General features: G+C 64.3%; 22 protein-coding genes, 1 tRNA gene and 1 pseudogene. 20 read left to right on the forward strand and 4 right to left on the reverse strand.

Annotated elements, in window-relative coordinates:
* Positions 1-36 precede the first annotated feature (36 nt).
* The 5 genes from IVA88_RS21055 to IVA88_RS21075 all read left to right on the forward strand — a co-directional run bounded on the left by IVA88_RS21055 (position 37) and on the right by IVA88_RS21075 (position 6,813).
* Positions 37-2,070, forward strand: a complete 2,034-nt coding sequence (locus IVA88_RS21055) for an NAD(+) synthase (protein ID WP_247499103.1) — start codon at positions 37-39, stop codon at positions 2,068-2,070.
* Positions 2,071-2,084: 14 nt separating this feature from the next.
* Entirely contained in the window at positions 2,085-2,471 is a 387-nt protein-coding gene (locus IVA88_RS21060; protein ID WP_247499104.1) for a GrlR family regulatory protein, read from the forward strand.
* A gap of 86 nt (positions 2,472-2,557) precedes the next feature.
* Entirely contained in the window at positions 2,558-3,841 is a 1,284-nt protein-coding gene (locus IVA88_RS21065; protein WP_247499105.1) for a DUF1236 domain-containing protein, read from the forward strand.
* Positions 3,842-4,407: 566 nt separating this feature from the next.
* Positions 4,408-6,258 carry a dihydroxy-acid dehydratase gene (gene ilvD, locus IVA88_RS21070; RefSeq protein WP_247499106.1) on the forward strand — a complete coding sequence of 617 codons (1,851 nt, stop codon included), beginning with the start codon at positions 4,408-4,410 and terminating at the stop codon, positions 6,256-6,258.
* A 231-nt stretch (positions 6,259-6,489) separates the two neighbouring features.
* Positions 6,490-6,813, forward strand: coding sequence for a hypothetical protein (locus IVA88_RS21075; RefSeq protein ID WP_247499107.1), 324 nt, complete (start codon positions 6,490-6,492; stop codon positions 6,811-6,813).
* Between the two features lie 286 nt (positions 6,814-7,099).
* On the opposite strand, the gene IVA88_RS21080 is transcribed toward IVA88_RS21075, so the two are convergent.
* A complete protein-coding gene (locus IVA88_RS21080; RefSeq protein WP_247499108.1) occupies positions 7,100-8,956 on the reverse strand; it encodes a caspase family protein in 1,857 nt (618 codons plus the stop codon).
* A 342-nt stretch (positions 8,957-9,298) separates the two neighbouring features.
* Here IVA88_RS21080 and IVA88_RS21085 point away from each other — a divergent pair.
* From IVA88_RS21085 to IVA88_RS21110, 6 genes are all read left to right on the forward strand, one after another.
* A tRNA-Ser gene (locus IVA88_RS21085) sits at positions 9,299-9,388 on the forward strand.
* Between the two features lie 55 nt (positions 9,389-9,443).
* Positions 9,444-10,199 (forward strand): DUF2786 domain-containing protein, encoded by a 756-nt coding sequence (locus IVA88_RS21090; protein WP_247499109.1) that lies wholly within the window; start codon positions 9,444-9,446, stop codon positions 10,197-10,199.
* A 376-nt stretch (positions 10,200-10,575) separates the two neighbouring features.
* Positions 10,576-10,872 carry a hypothetical protein gene (locus tag IVA88_RS21095; protein ID WP_247499110.1) on the forward strand — a complete coding sequence of 99 codons (297 nt, stop codon included), beginning with the start codon at positions 10,576-10,578 and terminating at the stop codon, positions 10,870-10,872.
* A gap of 168 nt (positions 10,873-11,040) precedes the next feature.
* Positions 11,041-13,074: a VTT domain-containing protein gene (locus IVA88_RS21100; RefSeq protein WP_247499111.1), complete on the forward strand. Its 2,034-nt coding sequence runs from the start codon at positions 11,041-11,043 to the stop codon at positions 13,072-13,074.
* A complete protein-coding gene (locus IVA88_RS21105) occupies positions 13,074-13,769 on the forward strand; it encodes an endonuclease/exonuclease/phosphatase family protein (protein ID WP_247499112.1) in 696 nt (231 codons plus the stop codon). Before IVA88_RS21100 ends, IVA88_RS21105 begins: the two co-directional genes overlap by 1 nt.
* 134 nt (positions 13,770-13,903) lie before the next feature.
* Positions 13,904-14,095 carry a hypothetical protein gene (locus IVA88_RS21110; RefSeq protein ID WP_007591059.1) on the forward strand — a complete coding sequence of 64 codons (192 nt, stop codon included), beginning with the start codon at positions 13,904-13,906 and terminating at the stop codon, positions 14,093-14,095.
* A 49-nt stretch (positions 14,096-14,144) separates the two neighbouring features.
* Here IVA88_RS21110 and IVA88_RS21115 read toward each other — a convergent pair whose 3' ends face one another.
* Positions 14,145-14,369, reverse strand: a complete 225-nt coding sequence (locus tag IVA88_RS21115; RefSeq protein WP_247499113.1) for a hypothetical protein — start codon at positions 14,367-14,369, stop codon at positions 14,145-14,147.
* A 262-nt stretch (positions 14,370-14,631) separates the two neighbouring features.
* Here IVA88_RS21115 and IVA88_RS21120 point away from each other — a divergent pair, with 262 nt between their 5' ends.
* The gene (locus tag IVA88_RS21120; RefSeq protein WP_247499114.1) at positions 14,632-14,949 is read left to right on the forward strand and encodes a DUF1476 domain-containing protein; all 318 of its coding nucleotides are present in this window, start codon (positions 14,632-14,634) and stop codon (positions 14,947-14,949) included.
* 21 nt (positions 14,950-14,970) lie between these two features.
* On the opposite strand, the pseudogene IVA88_RS21125 reads toward IVA88_RS21120, so the two are convergent.
* Positions 14,971-15,542, reverse strand: a pseudogene (locus IVA88_RS21125) (TIGR00645 family protein).
* Between the two features lie 135 nt (positions 15,543-15,677).
* On the opposite strand from IVA88_RS21125, the gene IVA88_RS21130 reads away from it, so the two are divergent.
* Both IVA88_RS21130 and IVA88_RS21135 read left to right on the forward strand, forming a co-directional pair.
* Positions 15,678-16,004, forward strand: a complete 327-nt coding sequence (locus IVA88_RS21130; RefSeq protein ID WP_247499115.1) for a hypothetical protein — start codon at positions 15,678-15,680, stop codon at positions 16,002-16,004.
* A 734-nt stretch (positions 16,005-16,738) separates the two neighbouring features.
* Positions 16,739-17,656, forward strand: a complete 918-nt coding sequence (locus IVA88_RS21135; RefSeq protein WP_247499116.1) for a septal ring lytic transglycosylase RlpA family protein — start codon at positions 16,739-16,741, stop codon at positions 17,654-17,656.
* On the opposite strand, the gene IVA88_RS21140 is transcribed toward IVA88_RS21135, so the two are convergent.
* Positions 17,653-18,606 carry an alpha/beta hydrolase gene (locus tag IVA88_RS21140; protein WP_247499117.1) on the reverse strand — a complete coding sequence of 318 codons (954 nt, stop codon included), beginning with the start codon at positions 18,604-18,606 and terminating at the stop codon, positions 17,653-17,655. The two genes, IVA88_RS21135 and IVA88_RS21140, sit on opposite strands and share 4 nt — an antisense overlap.
* A 151-nt stretch (positions 18,607-18,757) precedes the next feature.
* On the opposite strand from IVA88_RS21140, the gene IVA88_RS21145 reads away from it, so the two are divergent.
* The 6 genes from IVA88_RS21145 to IVA88_RS21170 all read left to right on the forward strand — a co-directional run bounded on the left by IVA88_RS21145 (position 18,758) and on the right by IVA88_RS21170 (position 25,475).
* The gene (locus IVA88_RS21145) at positions 18,758-20,020 is read left to right on the forward strand and encodes a D-alanyl-D-alanine carboxypeptidase family protein (protein ID WP_247499118.1); all 1,263 of its coding nucleotides are present in this window, start codon (positions 18,758-18,760) and stop codon (positions 20,018-20,020) included.
* Between the two features lie 2 nt (positions 20,021-20,022).
* Positions 20,023-20,709, forward strand: coding sequence for a dTMP kinase (gene tmk / locus IVA88_RS21150; protein ID WP_247499119.1), 687 nt, complete (start codon positions 20,023-20,025; stop codon positions 20,707-20,709).
* Complete coding sequence (locus tag IVA88_RS21155) at positions 20,706-21,752, forward strand: DNA polymerase III subunit delta' (protein WP_247499120.1); 1,047 nt, start codon at positions 20,706-20,708, stop codon at positions 21,750-21,752. The genes tmk and IVA88_RS21155 overlap by 4 nt, the downstream gene beginning before the upstream one ends.
* Positions 21,753-21,861: 109 nt before the next feature.
* Positions 21,862-23,874 (forward strand): methionine--tRNA ligase, encoded by a 2,013-nt coding sequence (gene metG / locus IVA88_RS21160; RefSeq protein WP_247499121.1) that lies wholly within the window; start codon positions 21,862-21,864, stop codon positions 23,872-23,874.
* A 13-nt stretch (positions 23,875-23,887) separates the two neighbouring features.
* The gene (locus IVA88_RS21165) at positions 23,888-24,664 is read left to right on the forward strand and encodes a TatD family hydrolase (protein WP_247499122.1); all 777 of its coding nucleotides are present in this window, start codon (positions 23,888-23,890) and stop codon (positions 24,662-24,664) included.
* Positions 24,665-24,677: 13 nt separating this feature from the next.
* Positions 24,678-25,475, forward strand: coding sequence for an MBL fold metallo-hydrolase (locus IVA88_RS21170; RefSeq protein ID WP_247499123.1), 798 nt, complete (start codon positions 24,678-24,680; stop codon positions 25,473-25,475).
* The last annotated feature ends 29 nt before the right edge of the window (positions 25,476-25,504 follow it).

Genomic DNA, 25,504 nt, shown 5'->3' on the forward strand with positions numbered 1-25,504 from the left:
TTAGCCGGTCGCGACGAGATAAAGGTCCTTTGCTCGATGAGTTTCCACTCGATCTACGCCCACGGATTTGCGCGCGTGGCGGCCTGCGTCACCACGTCTCATGTGGCCGATCCCACGGCCAATGCGAAGGCGATTCTGGCGGCGGCGAAGGACTGCCATGAGCAGTCGGTGGCAGTTGCCGTGTTTCCCGAGCTGTGCCTGTCCGGCTATGCGATCGAAGATCTGGTGAAGCAGGATCCGCTGCTCGATGCAGTCGAGCGCGGGCTCGCGGCCATCGTCGAGGCATCCTCGGCGCTGATGACCGTCCTGATCGTTGGTGCGCCGCTGCGCTTTGGCCATCGCATCTACAATTGCGCGGTCGTCATCCATCGCGGCAACGTCCTCGGCGTCGTGCCCAAGAGCTACCTGCCGACCTATCGCGAATTCTACGAGGGGCGGCATTTCGCCTCCGGCGCCGGTATCGTCGGAGAGATGGTTGCCTTTGGCGGGCTGCATGCCCCGTTCGGCGTCGACCTCCTGTTCGCGGCCGAGGACGTTCCAGGCCTGACCATCGGCGTCGAGATCTGCGAGGACATGTGGATCCCTGTGACGCCGGCCTCCGAGCTCGCGCTCGCGGGCGCGAGCGTGCTGATCAATCTCTCGGGTAGCCCGATCACGATCGGCCGGGCCCGCTCGCGCGCGCTCTTGTGCCAATCGACTTCGGCGCGCTGCCTTGCGGCCTACGTCTATTCCGCGGCCGGGGCAGGGGAATCGACCACCGATCTTGCCTGGGACGGCCAGACCTCGATCTACGAGAACGGCGTGCTATTGGCCGAGGGCGAGCGGTTCCGCCAGGGCGGCCAGATCACGCTGGCTGACGTCGATCTCGACCTGCTCAGGCAGGAACGCGCCTCGATGGGGACGTTCGACGACAATCGCCGCCAGCGCGAGGGCTTCTTCCGGAAAATCAGCTTCGCCCTGAAGCCCCCGGCTGCCGATATCGGCTTCCTGCGCAAGATTGAGCGCTTTCCGTTCGTGCCGAGCGACGAGAGCCTGCTCGAGCAGGATTGCTACGAGGCCTACAACATTCAGGTCGCGGGCCTCGTCCAGCGCATGCGCGCGACCGGCACCAAGCGCGTCGTCATCGGCGTGTCGGGCGGGCTCGATTCCACCCACGCGCTGATCGTCGCCGCCAAGGCCGTCGACCTGCTCGGCCTGCCGCGCGAAAACATCCTTGCCTACACCATGCCGGGCTTTGCCACGGGCAGCGAGAGCAAGACCAATGCGCTGGCGCTGATGAAGGCGTTGCAGACGAGTTGGCAGGAGCTCGACATTCGCACCACGGCGACGCAAATGCTGAAGGACATCGACCATCCTTTCGGCAAGGGCGAGAAGGTCTACGACATCACTTTCGAGAACGTGCAGGCGGGCCTGCGCACCGACTATCTGTTTCGGCTCGCCAACCATCACGGCGGCATCGTTATCGGAACCGGCGATCTCTCGGAGCTCGCGCTGGGCTGGTGCACCTATGGCGTCGGCGACCAGATGGCGCACTATAATGTCAATGCCGGGGTGCCGAAGACCCTGATCCAGCACCTGATCCGCTGGGTGATCGCCTCAAAACAGTTCAGCCACGACGTTAACCGCACGCTTGGCTTGATCCTGGTTGCTGAAATCTCGCCCGAGCTGGTTCCGGTCGAACCCGGCGAGAAGCCGCAGAGCACCGAAGCCTCGGTCGGTCCCTACGAGCTCCAGGACTTCAACCTGTTCTACACGCTGCGCTTCGGCATGCGGCCGTCCAAGATCGCCTTCATGGCGCTGCAGGCGTGGAAGGACGTTGCTCAGGGCGAATGGCCGCCGGCGTTTCCGAACGATCGGCGCAGGGCCTATGATCTCCAGGAGATCCGCCGCTGGCTGGAGGTGTTCCTGCGCCGCTTCTTCGCCTTCAGCCAGTTCAAGCGATCGGCCATGCCGAACGGGCCGAAGGTCTCGGCCGGCGGCTCATTGTCGCCGCGCGGCGACTGGCGCGCGCCGTCGGATTCGAGCGCGGCGGCGTGGCTTGAAGATCTCGAACGGAATGTGCCGGTTTGAGCGGGAGATGAGCGATGTCGGCCGGCGATGGGCCCGAGCAGGGCGGCGACCCAAAGAAGGTCCTCAACGGCCTCTACATCTTTGAGATCGAGATGCGCGACGGCAAGCGCGGCCAGGCCAAAGGCGTCGTCGTGCTCTGCGACGGCCGTATCATGGGCGGCGACAGTTATTTCTACTACACCGGCAGCTACACTTTCCGGAACGGGAAATGGCGGGGCGATATGACCGTCAATCAACACACCGAGGCCGTTGGCAAGTCACTCGCGTTCGGCGGCAGGGAAGTGACCTGCGGCTTTTCAGGCGACTACTCCGCGGACGGCGCCGAGGTCGAAGGCATGGCGCTGGTTGGCAAGACCAGCGTGACATTCACGGCGCGGCTCACGCTCAAGGATGCGATGTAAGCGTCCAGCCTGTCGTTCCCATTCAGGAACCTTCCCTCACACAGAACGTTCGCCTCTGTTGTTGCGAATTGTTGAGGAGAGGGATCATGCGCAAGCACCTGATGTTATCGACTGCGGCTATCGGACTGATGCTCGCATCCGGCATCGCCTATGCCCAGGCGCCCGGCGGGCGCGGAGACGAGCCGAAACGGACCGAGGAGCCGGCGAAAGGCGGCGCACAGCAGCGCGGGCAGGGATCGGCTGCGGAAAAGGTCCAGGAGCGGGGACAAGAGCGGGGACAGGAGCGCGCGCAGGGCGCTCAGGACAGAACGCAGGGAGCCGGCCGCGAGGACAAGGGCGGCGCTGCCAAGCACGAAGCAAACGAGGAGAAGCGCCAGCCGACCGGTTCTGCCGAGCGCAACCAGCCGAAGGGGAAGGCTCAGGCAGAAGAATCTCGCGAGCCTTCACGCGACCGCAACCGGGAGGCGGAGAGCGCCAAGCCGGGACGCGACAGCAAGAGCAGCGCCGAGACGAAGCAGGACAAGTCGCCGCCGCAGAAGTCGACCGCGGAGTCCGAGAAGTCCAAGTCCGGCTCCGCTGGCCAGCAGAACGAGCATACGGGAGCTGCGGCCAATCAGAACGAGCGCAACCAGACCCAGCCGCCGCGCAGTGCGGCCGAGCAGCCGTCCCCGGCGCAACAGGGCAACCGGCCAGCCACCGCGACCGACACCAATCGGACGGCTCCGACCAACAATGCGCAGACCGCGCCTGCCACCTCAGGCACGCAGACCAATCAAGCCGGTCAGACGACCCAGACGAATACGCAAGTCAATCAGCAGACCCAGGTGACGTCCGAGAAGCAGGTGCGGATCTCCGAAACAGTGAGCCGCGCACGCCTGGCGCAGCCGGAGCGCAATCTGAACATTTCGATCCGGGTGGGCGAGACGATCCCCTCCCGCGTGCGTCTCTATCGTCTGCCACCCGAGATCGTCTCGATCGAGCCGCAATATCGGGACTACGAATATTTCGCGACGGATGACGACGTCGTCATCGTGGAGCCGCGCACGCACCGCATCGTCAGCCAGGTGCCGCGCGATCCTTCGCGAGCCCGCGCGCAAATGAGTGGTGGTACCTCGTCGAGCATGGCCGCGGCCGGTGGCAGCAACGTGAACTGCCGGATCATGCGACGCGATGCCTCCGGTAACGTCGCCGAAGCAGAACCCTCAACGGTGGGCTCGAGCGCGCGCACAGATTCGCTGAGCGTGACTGTTCAGTTGCCCGGCGGCGGTTCGTCCCCGCCCATCCCGCTGGGGGCCGCGGCTGGCGATATCGTGGTCGCCACGCAAGGGCAGGGCGATTGCACCGTCACGATCGAGCCGCAGACGCGGTAATCGCCCGGTCGGGCAGGACCGCACACGAAAACGCGCCGCCAGGCTGAAGAGCCGGGCGGCGCGTAATCGCGTTCGATTTAGAAAGTCCCGAGGTCCGGAGTGCCTAGGAGTCCGGACCTCGTAACCTTGCCCCAGCCTTTGATCCCCCCGCCCCATGTGGTCCCCCAACCCCATGTAGCGCGATCAGAGGGTGATGCCCTTGGAAGGCCGCCGATCGATGTCCCGCGATGTACGCGACATCAGAATAGGACTCCATTCCGGATCACTACGGACTCGAACGCGCTTGATTTCGCGCGCGGATGCATGGGGCCTGCCCAACATCGTCTCGACCGTGATCGTCTCGATCTAGCGGTCTTTGCAATTGGCGACTGGCTGCGCGACCGCCTCGGTCCGACGCTCCAATAGCCCGCGCCGGGAGCAGGGGAGGCCTGCGAAAGGCCGATCCAGGCCGGTTCGGTCAAGTTCTCGTTGCGCCGGCCCAGCCCGTGCGCTATCCGGCCGGAAAGGCCTGAGGCGGCTCCTGAATTTGCCCGCCCGGCCAGCCAAACCCGAGGACGGAAACCGCCATGCCAGCCTATCGCTCCCGCACCACCACCCACGGCCGCAACATGGCGGGCGCCCGCGGCCTCTGGCGCGCGACCGGCATGAAGGATGGCGATTTCGGCAAGCCGATCATCGCGGTGGTCAATTCCTTCACGCAGTTCGTGCCCGGCCACGTCCATCTGAAGGACCTCGGCCAGCTCGTCGCCCGCGAGATCGAGCAGGCCGGTGGTGTCGCCAAGGAGTTCAACACGATCGCCGTCGACGACGGCATCGCCATGGGCCACGACGGCATGCTCTACAGCCTGCCGTCGCGCGAGCTGATCGCCGACAGCGTCGAGTACATGGTCAACGCGCATTGCGCCGACGGCATGGTCTGCATCTCCAATTGCGACAAGATCACGCCCGGCATGCTGATGGCGGCGCTGCGGCTCAACATTCCCGCCGTGTTCGTTTCGGGCGGACCGATGGAGGCCGGCAAGGTCACGCTGCAGGGCAAGACCAAGGCGGTCGACCTCATCGACGCCATGGTCGCGGCCGCCGACTCCAAGGTCAGCGACGAGGACGTCAAGGTGATCGAGCGCTCGGCGTGTCCGACCTGCGGCTCGTGCTCGGGCATGTTCACGGCCAATTCGATGAACTGCCTCACCGAAGCGCTTGGTCTTGCGCTCCCCGGCAACGGCACGGTGGTGGCGACCCACGCCGATCGCAAGCGGCTGTTCGTCGAGGCCGGCCACACCATCGTCGACATCGTGCGTCGCCACTATGAGCAGGACGACGCCTCCGTGCTGCCGCGCAACGTCGCCAACTTCAAGGCGTTCGAGAACGCGATGACGCTGGACATCGCGATGGGCGGCTCGACCAACACCGTGCTGCATCTGCTCGCCGCCGCTCACGAAGGGAAGGTGGAGTTCACCATGCGCGACATCGATCGCCTGTCGCGGCGCGTGCCCGTGCTCTGCAAGGTCGCGCCGTCGGTTGCCGACGTGCATGTCGAGGACGTGCATCGCGCCGGCGGCATCATGGGCATTCTGGGCGAGCTCGACCGCGCCGGCCTGATCGACACGTCGGTCTCGACCGTGCACGCGCCGACCATGAACGACGCGCTGGAGCGCTGGGACATCAAGCGTTCCAAAAGCGAGTCCGTCCGCACCTTCTTCCGGGCTTCGCCTGGTGGCATCCCGACCCAGGTCGCGTTCAGCCAGGAGCGCCGCTATGACGAGCTCGATGCCGACCGCGAGAAGGGCGTGGTCCGCAACCTCGCGCACGCCTTCAGCAAGGACGGCGGTCTCGCCGTGCTCTACGGCAACCTGGCGCAGGACGGCTGTATCGTGAAGACCGCCGGCGTTGACGCCTCGATCCTGAAATTCTCGGGTCCGGCACGCGTGTTCGAGAGCCAGGACGCCGCCGTCGAAGGCATTCTGGGCGGCAAGGTCGTTGCCGGCGAGGTCGTCGTCATCATCTATGAAGGCCCGCGCGGCGGCCCCGGCATGCAGGAGATGCTGTACCCGACCAGCTATCTGAAATCGATGGGCCTCGGCAAAGCCTGCGCGCTCGTCACCGACGGACGCTTCTCGGGTGGCTCGTCGGGCCTGTCGATCGGGCATCTGTCGCCGGAAGCGGCCGAAGGCGGCAACATCGGCCTGGTGCGGACCGGCGACCGCATCGCCATCGACATCCCGAACCGCAGCATCACCCTCGAGGTCTCCGACGAGGAGCTGGCCAAGCGCCGCGCCGCGGAAGAGGCGAAGGGCGATGCCGCCTGGCAGGCGATCGGCCGCAAGCGCAACGTCTCGACCGCGCTCCAGGCCTACGCCGCGCTCACCACCAGCGCCGCGCGGGGCGCGGTGCGCGAAGTGAAGCGCCGCTCGAAGTAACAGCGTCTCGTGCGGGCGTGATCGCAAGCATCGCGCATGGTCAACAAGTTCTGAACGGCCGGCGAAAGCCGGCCGTTCGCATTAAGGATGCCCCGACGAACTTCGGCAGCGCAGGGTTTTGCGGCGTATACTGCCATCGACCTTCGCAAATCCATTTCGAGAAACTGGGGCACCACAACAATGTCTCGTACTCTTGCTGTCGTTTTCTCAACCGTCGTCGCTGCGATTTCAATGACGAGCGCTGCTTCCGCCGGCTGCTACAATTGCTACGCGCCGCCGCCGTGCACGACCTGCTACCAGCAGCAATACGTGCAGCCGCAATACCGCACCGTCGACGAGACCGTGATGGTTTCGCCGGGCGCGGTCGTGGCGCACCGCGCGCCGGCGCAGTACCGCACCGTGATGGTGCCGCAGACCGTGACGGTGGCGCCGCCGAGCGTCCAGTACGAGCGCATCCCGCCGCAATACGCCACGCGCCAGCGCGTGGAGATGGTCCAGCCGGGCTATTCCTATTACGCGCCAGTGCAGATGAACTGCGCCTCCTGCGGCTACTGAGCCGAGGCAGCAACGAAGAATTCGAGCGGCGCTCCTCACGGAGCGCCGTTTTTCTTTGGGCAGCAAACGAGGCCCGGACAATCGAGACGAAGCCGACGAGGCGCAACCGGATTCCCCGTGGCGGGACGCGAGGGTGCAAGGCAGCTGGTTGAGGAGCACCAGACGCAAAAGCCGGAATTGCACCTGAAGGATCAAGAGTAAGCCAGCTCAGTCGGTGCCGCGTGCGCGATCGAGCCGACCCAAACAACATGGTGCCGAGGCATTACTCAAGGGGCATTCAGAAAGGCTAGTTACACTCTTCCAACATCGCCCTGGGCTTACCGTCGCCTGACGCTGGACCGGAACCGCCGGGCACCAGCCTACAGCCAGATCGCACGGGCCTGCAGCCAGCCGCATTGCAAAACAGCTGGCCAGAGGCCTGTGGCTTTGCCGGCGCAGACTCGACTTGCTTGCGCTGCTCGTCACGCTTTTTCGAGTCGTCCTTCGTCGCAACCGGCTTCCTTTCCTCCACCTTCTCGCATTCATTGTTGTCGCTGACGCGATAACCGGCACGGCAGGTGATCTTCACGCAGGTATCGCCGTCTGCTCGGAAGCCGCGTTCACACACCAGCGGGCAGACACGGCCAGGCTTGGCCTTGATCGCGTCGAGCGCCTCGAAGCTCGCGAGCTTGGCCTCGAACTTCGTGCCAGCGTACTTGTTGAAGGTCGAGAGGGACCGCTGCGACGATGCATTCCAGTCGCCATCCGCAGCGGCGGAGAGGCAACCGACGCGCCGCAACTCGGACTGCACCAGCTTCGCGGTCTCCTGTGGGGATAGGCTCGGTTGTGATGAGGTCGGCGCGACGGCGGCAACCTTTTGCTCGCCATCAGCCTGTAACTTCTTCTCAGCCGCCTGTTTGGTAGCGAGTTCGCCTGCGGCCTTGTCGCTGGCGATCTTGTCCGCGAGCGCCTTTTCGGCGGCCTGCTTGTCGGCCAGCGCCTTGGCCACCGCGGCTTCGGCGTCCTTGCGCCGCTGCTCGGCTGCCGCCGCCTTGGCTTCCTCGATCTGCTTGGCCTTCTCGGCCGCGAGCCGGGCGTCCTCGGCGGCCTTGGCTGCGGCTGCGGCCTTGTCCTGCTCCGCCTGCTTTGCGCGGTCGGCGGCAAGCCGGGCCTTTTCGTCCTCGGCCTGCCGAACCTTCTCCGCCGCCGCGTCGCGCGCTTCTTCGGCGGCGATCCTGTTCAACTGCCCCTTGGCAAGACTGGCGTAGAAGCCATCGGGGTACTGCGCGAGGAAGGCCGCCCAGACCTCTCTGGTGCCGATCTGGAGAGCCAGCTCATAATCCCGGCGCACCGCATCTTGCGGACTCGCCTGCGGTCCAGGAGCGGCTATTGGCTTCGCCGCCACGAGCGGCACGTCGTCGCCGCCGAGCGAACCGTAGACGTAGGGCTCCTGCTTGTAGCCGGTGTTCTTGAGCACGTCGTCGCGCACGAAGCCGAAGGCCTTGCGCAGGTCGAGCCCCGGCGTGGGCAGACGCTCGACAAGGGAGGCGGCAAACGGGCTGTTTTTGGAGTCGCCATCTGAGGCGGTCGAGCCCGCCTTTGCGGCGAACGCGATCATGGTGTTCGGGCTGGTCGGCTCGATCTTGGCAAGACCGCGTCCGATCGCGCGCGAGGCCACCGTGCGCTTCATCGTCTTGGCAAAAGGATTGTCACGGCACGCATCAAGGATCACGAGCCGCAGCTGCTTGGCCGGTTCAATGGCGAACAGCACACGATCGAGCGGAAACGCTTCGTCGAGCACGTCGGTGTCGGTCTCTAGCGCGGCGTCTGTGGGGATCAGGTAGTTGTTGCCGTCCAGCTCGATGCCGTGCCCGGCGTAGTAGATGACGGCGACATCAGCATCGCGTGCCTTGACGCCAAACTCGCGGAGGGCCTTGCGCATGTCGACGACGCTGAGGTCAAGCTTCGTATCGACGAGTTCGAAGCCGGCTTTCCTGAACATGCCGCCGACCAGGGTGGCATCATTCACGGGGTTCGCGAGCCGGGGCACGCTTTTGTAGGCGGAGTTGCCGATCACCAGCGCGACGCGGCGTTCGGCCTGCGCCGGTGCGGCGCCAAGCAAAGACGCAAAAAGCAATAAAACCAATAATCGAAGCGCGCCCATAAAGCCCCAAATCACAATGTGATTAGAGTATTCCGAGCCTTGCGGAAGGCAAGGGGCTGGTCTGTGATGAAGGTCACGAGGCGAGGCAGGAGACGTTGGCGACATGCTGGCTCACTCGACCAGCTGATCTGCATCCTCGATCGCGCGGGCTCCGAGATCCACCGCCGAGGTATTGGTCCGCGCGCGGGTTCATCCCACCAAATCGAGCTTTGGACCGCTTCCTGCGCTTGCGGCGGACCTTCTCAAGCCGTAAGAGACCGTTCTCCCGACACGTCCGCAACCACGGACGGTTCGCATTGCGTTCAACGGGGACAGCCGCTAAGCGGTTGATTCTATTGAGATGGAAGGGTGGCCGAGTGGTTTAAGGCACCGGTCTTGAAAACCGGCGTGCCCGCAAGGGTACCGTGGGTTCGAATCCCACCCCTTCCGCCAGTCTATCAGTGTCCGGCCCGGGGTCTGCCGGTCGGGCTTCCCGGGCAGGTGATCGGTGAATCAGACGTTCAATCCGGCCGCGCTCGACAAGCTGAAGGTCCGTATTCAGGCATTGCGCGCCAAGACCATCGCCAATGGCTGCACCGAGGACGAGGCGCTGTCTGCCGCCGCCAAGGTCGCCGAGCTGCTGGATCGCCATGATCTGTCGCTCTCCGACGTCGAGCTGCGGGCGTCGCCGTGCGAACGGCGGGTCTACGAGACCCATCGCAAGAAGCGAATTCCGCTGGACGACTGCATCGGCGCGATCGCTCAGTTCTGCGATTGTCGGGTCTGGCGCGAGAAGAACGCGGCCGGCGAGAGCAGCTATGTGTTCTTCGGTCTCGGCGCGGATGTCGAGGTCGCGCATTATCTGGCCGAATTGATCGACGGCGCGGTGCGCGCCGAACTTGGCCGCTTCAAGAGTTCGGTCGACTACAGCAGGTTCCGGCACCAGGAGCGGCATCTGGCCAATGCCTCCTTCGCGCTCGGGATGGTGGCGTCAATCGCGGACAGGCTGGTGGCGATCAAGGCCAGTCGCGATCAGGTCAACGAAAGCACCGGCCGCGGGCTGGTCGTCCTCAAGACCTCGGTGGTCGATGCGGAATTCGACAAGCTCGACCTCAAGATCCGAACCCAGCGCGGCACCAGCCGGATGGTGTCGATGACGGCCTATGAAGCCGGCGGCGCCGCCGGAGCGTCGCTTGCCATCAATCCCGGCCTTGATCCCGGTCTTGGCGCGTCGCAGTCGAGGACCACTCGCAAGGGAAGCTGAACGCATCGGGGAGGGGCGCGGCTTCCGCCCGAGCTGACAGCACGGCGATGTCATTCCGGTTAATCAGCTGCCCTCTGCCGTTTCCGCTGCCAGCCAATGAAGTGCAGCGAAGTGCATCCGGAACGCGATCGAATTTGAGAAATTAGCCCGGCAGGAGTTTCGCACCGGGCAACGCATGTTCTTCATTTTCTCGAACCGACTGGGCTGTCTCGGCTCGCTGCTGATCTCCGGCGTGATCACTCTCGCGCTGCTGGTCCTGTTCGGGATCGTCCGGTTCTGAACCCGGCGGTGGTGGGGTGCAGTTCTCGCCAGGCGCCAGGAACCTGGCCCTTGCCCGCCTGTTGTTCGCACTCTCGTCCATCCACGGAGCACGCCCTTGGAAAGTACGATCATTGGAGAATTCGAAACCCGCCGCAGCGCGGAGCTTGCGGTTGAGCATGTCGTGCAGGAATGCGGCGTGCCGCGAAGCGACGTCTTCGTCCAGTCCGCCGGCGGCGCGAACACGGTCGGGACACGTCCTGCCGGTGCTGACGTCAAGGCCGCGCCCGCGCCGGAGGGGCGCCAAAAACTGGGAGGTCTGATCGAAGTCTCCGTGGATTTCCACGGGGACGCCCCTGAGAAGATCGCAGAAATCTTGCGGGGCGCCGGCGCAAAGACTGTCCGAACCAAATAGCGGCAATGGACGACTACGGCGCCGGAATCCGCACACGCTAGGTCGTGGAACCCCTTGAGCGTTCGGGGCGTTTAGAAGGCGTGTGCGAATTGCGAGGTCCATCTGCTTCAGAGTTCATCGACCCTGATCCCCGGCGACACCGTCTGGCGGCGGTGCACGGCGCGGCACGTGGCGGTTCTGAACGATGCGGCCGCTTATTTCGCGGCCCTGCGCGACGCGCTGCTGGAGGCGCGGGATCTCGTCTACATCATCGGATGGGATATCCATAGTGAGACCAGGCTGGTCGGAGCTTCCGGACAGGCGCATGACGGCCTGCCGGAACAGCTTGGGCCATTCCTGCGCGCGCTGGTTCAACGCCGTCCCGCCTTGCGGATCAACATTCTCGTCTGGGACTTCGTCTCGTTTTACGCCGCGGAAAGGGAGTGGAACTCTGCGCCGAAGTTCACCGCCGCAACAGATGGCCGCGTCCGATTTCATCTGGATTCCACGGTTCCGTTTGGCTCGGCCCAACACCAGAAGATCGTCTGTGTCGATGGTTCACTGGCGTTCGTCGGCGGGCTCGATCTGACGATCAGGCGCTGGGACACGAGTGATCATCGCGCCGAGCACGCATCGCGCCGTGATCCCCAAGGTAAGCCATACCTGCCGTTTCATGATGTTCAATGCATGGTCGACGGGGATGCGGCGGCCTGGCTGTGCGACCTCGCAGAGCAACGCTGGCGTGCGGCAGGTCAACAGCCTGATGATCGACGCGCGCCGAAGGGCATTCGGTGGCCGGCGACGGTGCCGGTGGACGCCGAGCACTTGCCGGTGGGTATTGCCAGGACCGAGGTCGTCGGTCCTGCAGGTCTAGGCATCAATGAGGTCGAACGCTCGTTGATCGCAGCGATCCGGTCGGCGACGAGCTTCATCTACATCGAAAACCAGTTTACCAGCGCCATCAAGATCGCACGTGAATTGGCGGAGCAGATGCTGCGCGCGCCTGCGCTTCGGGTTCTGGTCGTCGCTCCCAAGCTGCATTCCTCGTGGCTGGAATCCCAGGCCATGCAGAACGGCCGTGGTGCCTTCATCGACTGTTTCAGCGAGGCTGGCGTCGCAGATCGCATCCGCTTCGTCTACCCGCTCTCATGCAGTGGGGAAACGGAAGCAGCCGTGATGGTGCACAGCAAGCTCATGGTCGTGGATGATCGGATTTTGAGAATCGGCTCGGCGAACCTGAACAATCGATCGATGGGCGCCGACAGCGAATGTGACCTGATCTTCGAATCGGCCTCCGACCAGCATCGGGACTTCATCGCTTCGGTCCGCCGTCGCCTGATCGCCCATTTTTGCGGTCTCGACGAACAGGTGGTCGCGCAAAACGAAGACCGGCTTTTTGCGCTGTTGGACGACGTCTCGAGCGCCGGTGGGGCGAAGACGCTGCGGAAGGTAGAGTCCTCGGTCCTGACCAGTACTCTGGCCACGATGGTTCAGCCCGTGGCAGACCCTGAACGGCCTCTTCATCTGGAGCGGGCGGCATCTCGCATGTGGCGCACGAAGACGATCATCGGGATCGTATCGATAGCCGTCGCGCTTTTTGCACTGGCGATGGCCTGGTCGTACACGTCCTTGAGCGATTTCGCCGACGCGGGTCACATTTCATCGTTTCTATCCGCCTATGCGCAGTCCGTCTGGGGGCCGCCATTCGCGATCGCGGTTTTCGTGGTGGGTGGGTTGGTCGTGTTTCCGGTTCTCGTACTCATTGCGGCAACTGCTGCCGCACTCGGACCATGGCTAGGCTTCGTCACCGCCATGACGGGCGTCTTGCTCAGCGCCTTTGTCCTTTTTGCGATCGGACGGGCACTCGGCCGCGAACGCCTCCAGCGTTTGCTCGGACGACGTGCCGCGCGCATCCAGGCACGTGTTGTCGGCAAGGGCATCCTGGCCGTCGTCGTCATCCGGATGATTCCCATAGCGCCGTTCTCGCTGGTGAACGTCGTGGCTGGTGCGAGCACGCTGCCTCTACGCGATTTTCTGCTCGGAACTCTGCTGGGCATGACGCCCGGGATTCTCGCCATGGCGGTTCTGGGCGCTCAGATCGCAGATCTGGCCAGGAATGCATCCTGGACCAACATATTGCTGCTCGCACTGGCGTTCCTGGGCTGGCTCGCGATCTGCGCAGGCGCGCAATTCGTCGCGACGTGGCTCGCCGGGAGGCGCTGATGGCGCCGATGCGATTCATGACGTGGAATGTGCATGGCACGTTCAGTCTCAATCCGAAGTTCGATCTGGAGGGTATCTGTTCCATCATTCGCAAATGGGCCCCCGATGTCGTCGCGCTTCAGGAGGTGGATTCGCGATCGCGATCGGACGATCCGTTTGCGAAGCTGGCGAGTGTCGTCGGCGATCACCGTGTTCACGCCAAGTCGATCGTCACGGCGGATGGCGCATACGGTCAGACGCTCCTGAGCCGCTTTCCATTCTCCGGCCCGCCCGAGATCGTCGACGTGTCGTATCGTGAACGGGAGCCGCGCAGAGCGATCGCGACGGGACTGCTGACGCCGGTTGGCGATGTGCGCGTGGTGGCCACGCATCTCGGCTTGAGTATCCACGAGCGCTATGCGCAAGCTCAGGCGCTGGCGAGCCTGGTGAAACCTGGAAGGACCGTCGTCCTCGGGGATTTCAACGACTGGTTCTGGGTCAGATCGGTGCGGCGCGTGCTCGCGCAGGTCTGTCCAAACCGTACGCGGCTGCGAACCTTCCCGTCGCATTTACCCCTTCTGCGGCTTGACCGGATCTATGCAACGTCCGACAGCCGGATCGGGAAGGTCTGGACCGACCAAGCGGCAAGGGCTTATTCAGACCATTTGCCCGTGATCGCAGACATCGAGATCTCCGGCCGGTCAAACCCATCTTAAGCGATAAAAAAGTTCTTTCTGCAGAAGCACTTCGCTACTGTGCATGGGGTTGTTTTCGCGGTTATGCAGTCGGCCCACAGTGCCGCGCAGCGGGACCATGCGGAACTCTTTCCTCATTTCCGCGTTAATTGGCCATGACGGAAGACATTTCCTACCGGCGCAAGCCCTTGACCCCCGAACAGCGGCAGGCGCGCGATGCGACACGCCGTATCGAAGCTGAAAAAGCCATGCGCGATCACGAAGCGGCGCAGAAGGCGTTTTATGCCAACAAGGAACGGCTGAGGGCCGAACGGTTGGCACGTGAACAGACGGAGGCGAAGGGCTGACCGAACGCGGTCGCCCCGTCCAAGATGGCTTCGCCCGGGAGCGGCCTCCTCAGTGCCGGTGAGGGACGCGCGTCACGCTCAACGCCTGCTTCAGCGCCTGGACGGCACTTGCGAACGGTCTGCGCGGCGGTTGCGCCTCGATCGCTTCGGCTGCGACGCGACAATCGTCAGCGACCTTGAGCAACCCGCTTCGTGCGAGGTCCATGGTGGAGAGGGCTGCCTGCTCCAGGCAGACCCGTTCAAGTCGTCGAAACTCCCGCAGCTCTTTGTTCATGCGTCAGCTCTCGATGTCCCCGGGCCATGCGGCGCTGAGTCTGCTTAAGGAATGGTAAACATCCCTGCCTAGCCGGGCGGGCTGGCGTGGAGCTGGTGTGCGCAGTGAATGTGTGCCCGGTCTGCGGAGCAGCCACGCGCGGGCTTGACGGCGTTTGCCTTCCGCCGGAAGCTTCAAATGATCCTGAACCGACGTGAACCACGGAGACGTTCGCTTCCAGCCTGTCCGATCCCGATCAGCGAAAGCGAGAATGGAGCTGACCATGACCACGTTCGACAAGCGCGAGCAGGGCTTTGAGGCCAAATTCGTCCACGACGAGGAGCTCATGTTCAAGGCCGCGGCTCGGTCCAACAAGCTGCTCGGGCTATGGGCCGCAAGCCAGCTCGGCTTCAGCGGCGATGCCGCGGCCAGCTACGCGACGGCCTTGGTGACGGATCATCTGGTGAACCAGACGATGGACGAGATCCTGGACAAGGTGTCAGGCGATCTTGCCGCCAGCGGCGTCGCGCGCGAACAGGTCGCGGCCAAGCTTCAGGAATGCTTGCACCAGGCGTTGCAGCAACTCGAAGCGGACAAGTGAAAGAAAGCCGGCCCTCGAGCCTTACTCCGCGTGCTTGCGCGCCCCGGAGTCGCTCAGTCTGTCGACGTAGCAATGCCGATCGCCGAGACGACGAAGGTGAGGTGGATCAGCACCTGCCACATCACACCGGTCTCGGTGAAGCCGGCGCGGTTCGAGCCGAGATTGCCCGCCTCGATGAAGGTGCGCAGCAGCGCGATCGAGGAGATGCCGATGATGGCCATCGCGAGCTTGATCTTCAGGACGCTCGCGTTGACGTGGCCGAGCCATTCCGGCTCATCGGGGTGGCCCTGGAGCTCGAGCCGCGAGACGAACGTCTCGTAGCCGCCGACGATCACCATCACGAGCAGATTGGAGATCATCACGACGTCGATCAGTGCCAGCACGCTCATCATGATCTGCTGCTCGGTGAGGTCGAGGGCGTGCCAGGAGAGATGCTAGAGCTCCTTGAGAAACAGCGCGATGTAGACGCATTGCGCCACGATCAGCCCGAAATAGAGCGGCAGTTGCAGCCAGCGCGAGCCGAAGATGACCATTGGGATCAACCCCAGACGCGGCAAGGGCAGGCGGGTTTCGGGTCCAGGCTCAACCGACATTCAGGCAGTATCCTCGGATCGAGATCATCTCGCTTGCATGTAACCCGACAAGATGGCCTGCGGAAGTCGCGAGGCGCCTGTCGCCTTCGGAGGACCCTGCCGTTTCGTGCTACCGTGCCGAGTGGCCATCGTGCGATGGCCAGGATCGGGAGGCGGGTGGTGTCTTGCGGAGTATCTTGGAGCAGCTTCGGCAGATGGCCCGGCGCGGTCGCGCTCGCGGCTGCGATCCTGATCGGTTGCAGCGCTGCTGAGGTATCGGCCACGCCGCTGACGCCGTTTCGCTACGAGGCGCAGGCGCAGCGTCATTGCCCGCACGACCGGGTCGTCTGGCTCGATTTCAGCAAAGGCGTCTACTACGGCAAAGGCCAGAAGCGGTACGGCCAAGGTTTTGACGGCAGCTTCGTCTGCCTGAGCGAAGCCCGTGACAGCCTCTATTGGCGCTCGCTGTTTGGACTGCGCTGAGCGTATTTCTCCGGAGTGCGGGTTGCAAACAAATCGCGCGCTGCACCGCGGCGTGGCTGTCGCTGGAAACAGGAAAGTGCCGGGGTGCTCAGGCGAAGGCCAATGCCACGAGGCTCGAGCACAGCAGGACCAAACCGCCGGCGGTCAATGCCAGGAAGCCATCGGATACGAGGTCATGATTGCGCATGGGACACCTGTCGCTCTCGTCTTCGATGCTCGATCGGACCGATTAAAATTGTCCGAACGCGCCGTCTTGAAAGAGGTGATGCTTGCTGCCCGCGCGAGTGCTTCAGGCCCTCGTGCGGTAACCTTCAAACGCATGGGCCAGGAAGATCCCCGCGCTTACCAAACCCATCAGTGCCGAAACCGTCTCGATCATCGTCTCATTCCATTCCGCCTTGCACGCGAGAAAACGCGGGCGGCCTTGCACAGTCAAAAGAATTCCAGTGAGCGGTCCGACAATGGGGGTGGAGTGAGGATTTGGCGCAACAGAATGTCCGGCCGTGGCACAGAGCAGGGCGCTCGCGCCCCGTAGTTCAACGGGGAGAAGCAAACGCCCCGTTTACCATCCCGGCGTGATGGCTGTGGGCTCCCCATTTCCGCCGTGTTCGGGTTGCGTTATCGTGACCACTTCCGACGCGGTGGTGGGCCGCCTCGGAGCAAAGGACCGGACAGCGCTTCCCCGTAGCCAAAGCGGGTTGGGTACGCCGCCGGCGAAATGGTATTTGGGGCGAATGGGGATCCGACGGTCAGATTCGGTTTTGCGGGTCGCGCGCGGTGTTGCGACGGCCGCAACCTGCCTTGCGCTCGCCAATTGCGCCTCCTCCAACAAATTCGCCAGCCGCATCGATCCGAAATACGGCGTGTCTTCGAGCCCCCGGGTCGTGGCTTTGGGTGATCCCGTCCCGAAGGGCGGCGGCGCCTACCGCGTCGGCAAGCCCTATGTGGTGGGCGGCCGGACCTATGTGCCCGAAGAGGACGTCAACTACCGTGCCGAGGGCATGGCGTCCTGGTATGGCGACGATTTCCACGGTCGCCTGACTGCCAATGGCGAGGTGTTCGACATGGGCTCGCTGACCGCGGCCCATCCGACCCTGCCGATGCCGTCCTATGCGCGGGTGACCAACGTATCGAACGGCAAGTCGCTGATCGTGCGCGTCAATGACCGCGGGCCCTATCACGGCAACCGGCTCATCGATGTCTCGAACAAAGCCGCCGAACTGCTTGACTTCAAAGGTAATGGGGTCGCCAAGGTCCGTGTCGAATATGTCGGCCGGGCGCCGCTGGAAGGCTCCGATGACCGCCAGCTGATGGCCACCTTGCGGACCGGGATCCCGGCGCCGTCACCCTCGATGGTCCGGGTCGCCTCGGCGAGGCCCTTCGTGCCGGAGCTGCCGTCGTCGAACCGCGGCGCCATTCGCGGCGAGGTTCCGACGCCGGAGGGGCGACCCTACAATCTCGGCAACACCTCCGGCGACATGGCTTCGCTCAACGCGACCTCGGAAATGTCGGCCTCGAGCCGCAGCCGGGGCCGGGTGCTCCAGAACGCGCGCGCCGTGTCCTATGACGAGGACGGCCGCTACGCGACCGAGAGCGCCTCGGACGGGGCTGCCGAGGCCCGCGGGATCCTGAGCGGCCGCGGCCTGTACTAGACCGCGCTTTCCTTCAAGAACCTGACCAACGCCGCATTCACCTCGTCGGGCCGCTCCTGCTGTACCCAATGGCCGGCGCCTTCGATGATCAGCTTTCGCGTCAGATTGGGCAGCACGCGTTCGAGCTCGTTGACGCGCTTGGCCCCGATCAGGCCGGTGATGACGGCGTCTTTCGAACCGGCGATGAAAAGCGAGGGCTGGTGGATTTGAGCATCCTGCCAGGGCGCCGTCAGTTCCCAATTTCGATCGAGGTTGCGATACCAGTTCAGCCCGCCCCGAAAACCGGACTTGCGGAAGGCTTCGGTGAAAAAGGCGAGGTCCGCCTCGCTGAGCCAGTCCGGCAACGGCTCCTCGGCTGACGCATGGCCGAGAAAGCCCTTGCCCTCCGGCACGAACATGGCCGCTGAGGGATCGGCAAGTCCGCGCCCGCCGAGCACGATGCGCATGGTGCGCGCGACGTCATGTTCGAACTCGGCCTCGGCGACGCCGGGTGCCTGGAAATACTGCCAGTAGAAATTGGTGATGCCGCCCTGGCGCAGAAGGTCGAGCGGCTTGCCGCGACCGCGGAACGGCGGCGGCACGCTCAGGCCGGCGACCGCCGTGAAGATGTCGGGCCGGAACAGCGCCGCGTGCCAGGCCACCGGTGCACCCCAGTCGTGGCCGACCACCATCGCCTTGGTCTCGCCGAGTGCCTGCACGAGGCCGACGACGTCGCCGACCGTGTCGAAGATCGAATAGGCTGTCGCGTCGGGCGGCGCCGAGCTTTGGCCATAGCCGCGCATGTCGGGGGCGATAACGCGAAACCCGGCCTCCGCCAGCGCCGGGATCTGGTGGCGCCAGGAGTAGGAGAGTTCCGGCCAGCCATGGCACAGCACCACCAGCGGACCCTGACCGGCTTCGCGGATGAACAGGTCGATCCCGTTGGCCTTGATCACGCGGGTGGAGGACATCGCTTTTCCGCCTTGTTTCAGAGGTTTGGTCAGAAAATCTGAGGTGCCACGATAGGGGCGCGACGAGAATCGTGCAATCTCGGGACGAGCGGCCACCTCATGTTGTTCGCACCGGTCCCAACTGTTAGAACGCCGCTCTCAGGGCTTGGCCATGGCATTTCGTCTTTCTTCGTTCGGTCTTACCCGGTTCACCGCCGGAGCGGTGGCGCGCGGACTGATCGCGACGGCTCTGGTCGCGGGCATTGGCTGGGGCGGGGCGCTCTACGCCGCCAACCAGAGCGTCCAGGGCGCCAAGAAAGCAGATGATTCCGGCTTCGACGGCGACGCCCCGACCGCGATCCTGATCGAAGCCTCCAGCGGCAGCGTGCTGTTCGAGAAGAACGCCGACGAGCTGCGCGCCCCGTCCAGCATGATGAAGTTGATGACAGCGGAGGTCGTCTTCAATGCCATCAAGAAGGGCGATATCAAGCTGACTGACGAATACCGGATCAGTGAGAATGCCTGGCGCAGGGGCGGCGCCCCCTCCGGTGGCTCGACCATGTTCGCCGCGATCAACAGCAAGGTCTCGGTCGACGATCTCCTGCATGGGGCGATCATCCAGAGCGGCAACGACGCCTGCATTGCGCTCGCCGAAGCCATGGCGGGCAACGAGCGGATTTTCGCCGCCGACTTCATGACCAAGCGCGCCCGCGAGCTTGGCCTGACGAAGTCGACCTTCGGCAATTCCAACGGCTTGCCCGACCCCGCCAACAAGATGACGGTGCGCGAGCTCGGCATGCTCGCCCGCCACATCATTCTCGACTTCCCCGAATTCTACAAACTGTTCGGCGAGAAGGAATACACCTGGAACAAGATCCGCCAACCCAACCGCAATCCGCTGCTCAATTCGATGGAAGGTGCCGACGGTCTGAAGACCGGCTACACCAAGGAAGGCGGCTACGGCATGGTCGGCTCGGCGGTGCAGAACGGCACGCGGCTGATCGTCGTCGTCAACGGACTGGAAGATCCCGAGGATCGCGCCACGGAAGCCAAGAAAATGCTGGAATGGGGCTTTCGCAACTTCGAGACCCGCACGTTGATCGCAGCCGATCAGCCCGTCGGCTACGCCAAGGTGTTCGGCGGCGAGAGCCGCTCGGTGAAGCTGGTCGCCAAGACGCCCGTGAAGGTGATGGTGCACAAGAACGGCAGCGACAAGCTGATCGCGCGCGTCGTCTATAGCGGTCCGGTGCGCGCCCCGGTCGAGGCCGGCCAGAAGGTCGGGCTGGTCAGGGTCTGGCGCAGCGGCAACATCGCAGTGGAGACGCCGGTCTATGCCGCTGACGCGATCGGCACCGGCTCGACCGTGCGCCGTGCAATCGACGGCGCCAGCGAGCTGGTGATCGGCATGTTCCGCGCGGGCGCCGAGAAGCTCTGATCATGAGTGAAAGCGCGGTAAAGTGGCCGTCTGGACGCGGACGCTTCGTCACCTTTGAAGGCGGCGAGGGGACTGGCAAGTCGACCCAGATCAAGAAGCTCGCCGACCGTCTCAAGGCGGCAAGGATGCGCATCCTCGTCACGCGCGAGCCGGGCGGCTCGCCGGGCGCCGAGATCATGCGGCATCTGGTGCTGTCAGGCATGGGCAAGCTGCTGGGACCCGAGGCCGAGACGCTGCTGTTCGCGGCCGCGCGCGACGACCATGTCCGCACCGTGATCCAGCCCGCGCTCAATCAGGGCACCTGGGTGCTGTGCGACCGCTTCGCCGATTCGACGCGGGCCTATCAGGGCAGCCTCGGCCGCGTGCCGGCCGCGCTGATCAACGCGATGCAGCGGGTCACGATCGGCGATCTCAAGCCGGACCTCACCATCATCCTCGACCTGCCTGTCGAGATCGGTTTGCAGCGCGCGGCCGCACGCCGCGGCAGCGGCACGCCAGACAGGTTCGAAGCCGAGAAGCTCGGTTTCCATCAGGGTCTGCGCGAAGCCTATCGCAAGATCGCGGCGGACGATCCCGCACGTTGCGTGCTGATCGACGCTAATTCCGATCCCGACACGGTCGCCGGACGCGTCTGGACCGCGCTGCGCGATCGCCTCCTTCCGACGCCGGCATCGGTGGTGTCCTTATGAGCCCGCGTCAGACCGAGCGCGAAACCGCCATTCCTCATCCGCGCGAGACGAGCCTTCTGTTCGGCCATCGCGAGGCCGAGACCGCGCTGCTTGCCGCCTATCGCAGCGGACGCATCCCGCATGCCTGGCTGATCGGCGGGCCGCAAGGCATCGGCAAGGCCACGCTGGCGTATCGGATGGCGCGCTTCGTGCTCGCTCACAGCCAGCCGCTGGCGCCTTCCGTGCAGCGCGCCGAAGACCTCGCAATCAATTCGGACCATGCCGTGGCGCGGCAGGTTGCGGCCAGCTCGCATGGCGGCCTGCTGACGCTGGAGCGCACCGCGAATGACCGCGGCGTGATGCGCACCGTGATTACCGTGGACGAGACGCGCGAGACGATTGGCTTCTTCGGCTCGACTGCAGCGGCCGAAGGCTGGCGCGTCTGCATCGTCGACACAGTCGACGAGCTCAATCCGAACGCAGCCAACGCGCTGCTGAAGATTCTCGAGGAACCGCCGCAGCAATCGCTGTTCTTGTTGGTGAGCCACGCGCCCGCACGCGTGCTCGCCACGATCCAGTCGCGCTGCCGCAAGCTGCGCCTGCGCGCGCTCGCGACCGACGACGTGATCGGTGCAGCCGCCGCAACCTCCGATCTCAACCCGAACGATCCGGCGTTGCGCGAGGCGGCGGAGGCCTCCGAGGGCAGCGTCGCGCGGACACTGACGCTGCTCGGCGGCGACGCCCTGAAGCTCCAGCAACGCACGGCCGCACTGCTCGCGCGACTGCCGCAGGTCGATCCGCGCGAATTGCACACGCTCGGCGAGTCACTTGGCACCAGTGACCGCGTTGCGCTTGCCGCCTTCATCGACGGCATCGATCGCTGGATCGCGGAACGCCTGCACGCCGACGAGGCCAATGCCAACCAAAACCTGCCGCGCCTTGCGCGCCTAGCTGAGGTATGGGAAAAGATCGTCCGCGCCGCGCGCGATACCGAAATCTACAATCTGGAGCGAAAGCCCTTGGTTTTCTCGGTGTTCGGCTGGCTGGCGGACGCAACGCGCTAGAGCATGATCCGGAAAAGTGTCCAGCGGTTTTCCGATGGGATCATGCTCAAGACAATAAACTAACGCAGGTTCGTTTCCAAATTTCGAGAAGCCGGTAAAGGAATTTGTCGTGGCAACGCGAGCTAAGAAAAACGCTAAAGGCAAGAGCAGCAAGAAGAAGGCTGCCAAGAAGCCCGTAAACAAAGCCGGGAAAAAGGCTGTGAAGGCGCTCGCGCGCAAAGCTGCCAAGAAGGTCAAGAAAGCCACTAAGACCAAGAAGACGGCCGCCAAGAAGGCAGTGAAGAAGAGCGCTGCAAAGACGGCAAAGAAGGCCGGCAAGAAGGTTGCGAAGAAGGTCGTTGCCGAGAAGACGGTGAAGAAAGCAGTCAAAAAGCCAGCCAAGGCTTCGGCGAAAAACAAGGCTCCTGCGAAGAAGGTAACCAAGAAGGCGAGGGTGGCAGCGCCTGCCGTGACCGCCGCACCGGCTCCTGTTGCCACGCCGCCAAAGGCTGCGAAGCCCAATGTATTGAAACCCAAAGTCCTCCGCGCGCCGAAGCCGGTCGTAGCGCCGCAGGCCAGCACGCCCGTGGCCGCTCCCGCGCGTGACAACGTCTTCTACATCACGACTGCGATCGCCTATCCCAATGGAAGCCCGCATATCGGCCACGCCTATGAGGCGATCGCCACCGATACGTTGGCGCGCTTCGCGCGACTCGACGGCAAGGATGTGTTCTTCCTGACCGGCACCGACGAGCACGGCCAGAAGATGGTGCAGACCGCGGCCAGCGAAAAAATGTCCGTCTCGGAGCTCGCCGCCCGCAATGCCGACCGTTTCAAGCAAATGGACGAGCGCCTGAACGTGTCGTTCGATCGCTTCATCCGCACCACCGAGGAGCAGCATCACCGCTCCAGCCAGGAGATTTGGCGGCGCATGGAAGCGAACGGCGACATCTATGCCGACACCTATGCCGGCTGGTATTCCGTGCGCGACGAAGCCTATTACGCCGAGGACGAGACGCGCCTGAACGACGACGGCGTGCGGCGCGGGCCGCAGGGCACGCCGGTCGAATGGGTCGAGGAGAAGAGCTACTTCTTCCGCCTGTCGGCCTATCAGGACAAGCTGCTCAAGCTCTACGCGGATCGCCCCGATTTCATCGGGCCTGACTCCCGCAAGAACGAGGTGGTGAGCTTCGTCAAGGGCGGCCTGCGCGATCTCTCGATCTCGCGCACGACGTTCGACTGGGGTGTCAAGGTGCCCGGCGACGAAGAGCACGTGATGTATGTCTGGGTCGACGCGCTCACCAACTACATCACCGGCGTCGGCTTCCCCGACGAGAGCGACGAGAATTGGCGCTACTGGCCTGCCGATGTGCACATCATCGGCAAGGACATCATCCGCTTCCATGCGGTGTACTGGCCCGCGTTCCTGCTGTCGGCCGGGATCCCACTACCGAAGCGGGTCTATGCGCATGGCTTCCTGTTCAGCAGGGGCGAGAAGATGTCGAAGTCGGTCGGCAACGTGGTCGATCCCTTCAACCTCGCCGACCAGTACGGCGTCGACCAGATGCGCTATTTCTTCCTGCGTGAGGTGCCGTTCGGTCAGGACGGCAACTACAATCACGAGGCCATCGTCGCGCGCATCAATGCCGATCTCGCCAACGATCTCGGCAACCTCGCGCAGCGTTCGCTGTCGATGATCGCCAAGCAGCTCGGCGGCGTGCTCCCGGAGCCCGGCGAGTTCAGCGACAACGACAAGGCGATCTTGGCGATGGCCGACGGCATGATCGCCGCGTCACGCGAGGCCATGGCCAGCCAGCAGATCCATCACTGGCTCAATGCCGTCTGGGCCGTGGTCGCCGAAGCCAACCGCTATTTCGCGGGCGAGGCGCCGTGGGCGCTCGCCAAGACCGATCCTGTCAGGCAGAGGACGGTGCTCTACGTCGCCGCCGAAGTCGTGCGCCAGATCGCGATCCTGGCCCAGCCGGTGATGCCGACCGCCTCGGGATTGCTGCTGAACAGCCTCGGTATCCCCGAAGGGGAGCGCAACTTCGCCGCACTCGGCGGCGCCACGCGCATCGCGCCAGGCTCGACGCTGCCCGCGCCGACGCCGGCCTTCCCGCGCTACATCGAGCCGGCAGCCTAGAGGCGTTCGCACCATGCTGGTCGACAGCCACTGCCATCTGGATTTTCCGGACTTTGCGGACGATCTCGACGGGATCGTGTCGCGTGCACGCGCGGCCGGCATCGGCCGCATGGTCACGATCTCGACGCGGGTGAGAAAGCTGAACCAGCTTCTCTCCATCGCCGAGCGCTACGACGACGTCTATTGCTCGGTCGGCACCCATCCGCACAACGCGGATGAGGAAGACGGCATCGCGCCGGACGAGCTGATCGCGCTGACGCAGCATCCCAGGGTCGTCGCGCTCGGGGAGGCCGGGCTCGACTATTTCTACGACAACGGCTCGCCGGAAGCGCAGGCGAGGGGCTTTCGCGCCCACATCGCCGCCGCCCGCGCCACCGGCCTGCCGCTGGTGATCCACACCCGCGAGGCGGACCAGGATTGCGGCCGCATCCTTGAGGAAGAGGCTGCGAAAGGATCGTTTCGCGCCGTACTGCATTGTTACACCGGCGGGCGCGAGCTGGCGCTGAAGGCGGTGTCGCTCGGGTTCTACATCGGTTTCACGGGCATCCTGACCTTCAAGAAGTCCGAGGCCCTGCGCGCGCTTGCGGCCGAACTGCCGTCCGACCGTATTCTGGTTGAAACAGACTCGCCCTACCTTGCGCCCGGCAAGTTCCGGGGCAAGCGCAACGAACCTGCCTACGTGGTCGAGGTCGCAAAAGTGCTCGCCGAAACACGCGGTGTGTCGTTTGACGAGATCTCGCGCCAGACAAGCGAAAATTTCTTTCGCCTGTTCTCCAGGGTGAAAGCTTAGGATTGGGAGCCGCATGACGCTGACGCTGACAATCCTGGGTTGCGGCTCCTCCGCCGGCGTGCCGCGCCCGGCACTCGGCTGGGGCGCCTGCGATCCCAACAATCCCAAGAACCGCCGCCGCCGCTGTTCGTTGCTGGTCGAGCAGACATCGGCCGACGGCACCACGCGCATCGTGATCGACACCTCGCCGGACCTGCGCGAGCAATTGCTCTCGACCAATGTCGACCACATCGATGCAGTGTTCCTGACCCACGAGCACGCCGACCAGACCCACGGGATGGACGATCTGCGTTCGGTCGTGATGCACATGCGCCGGCGGATTCCGACCTATCTCAACCAGACGACTGCGAACGACATCATGTCGCGATTCGCCTATTGCTTCGTCTCGCCGGCGGGCAGCGACTACCCGCCGATCCTGACGGCGCAGTCGATCGAGGCCGGTGAAAGCCAGACCATCCATGGGAAGGGTGGGGCGGTGACGATGACGGCTTTCCTGGTGCAGCACGGCAACATTCCCGCGCTCGGCTATCGTATCGGCGATGCCGCCTACACGCCCGACCTCAACGACATCCCGCGCGAGAGCTGGGGTGCGCTGGAAAATCTGGACCTCTGGATCGTCGACGGCTTGCGATATACCAGCCATGTCAGCCATTTCAGCATCAACGACGCGTTGTCCTGGATCGAGCGCTTCAAGCCGAAGCGCGCGGTCATCACCAACATGACCGCCGACGTCGATTACGAGGTGATCCGGCAGTCGCTGCCGGCGGGAGTAGTACCCGCCTATGACGGGCTGCGGCTGGAGACGCGCTGAACCTGCGGGGGGAATTTCCGGCACAGGCC

Source organism: Bradyrhizobium sp. 149, from assembly GCF_023073915.1.
In the GTDB taxonomy this organism is placed as follows: domain Bacteria; phylum Pseudomonadota; class Alphaproteobacteria; order Rhizobiales; family Xanthobacteraceae; genus Bradyrhizobium.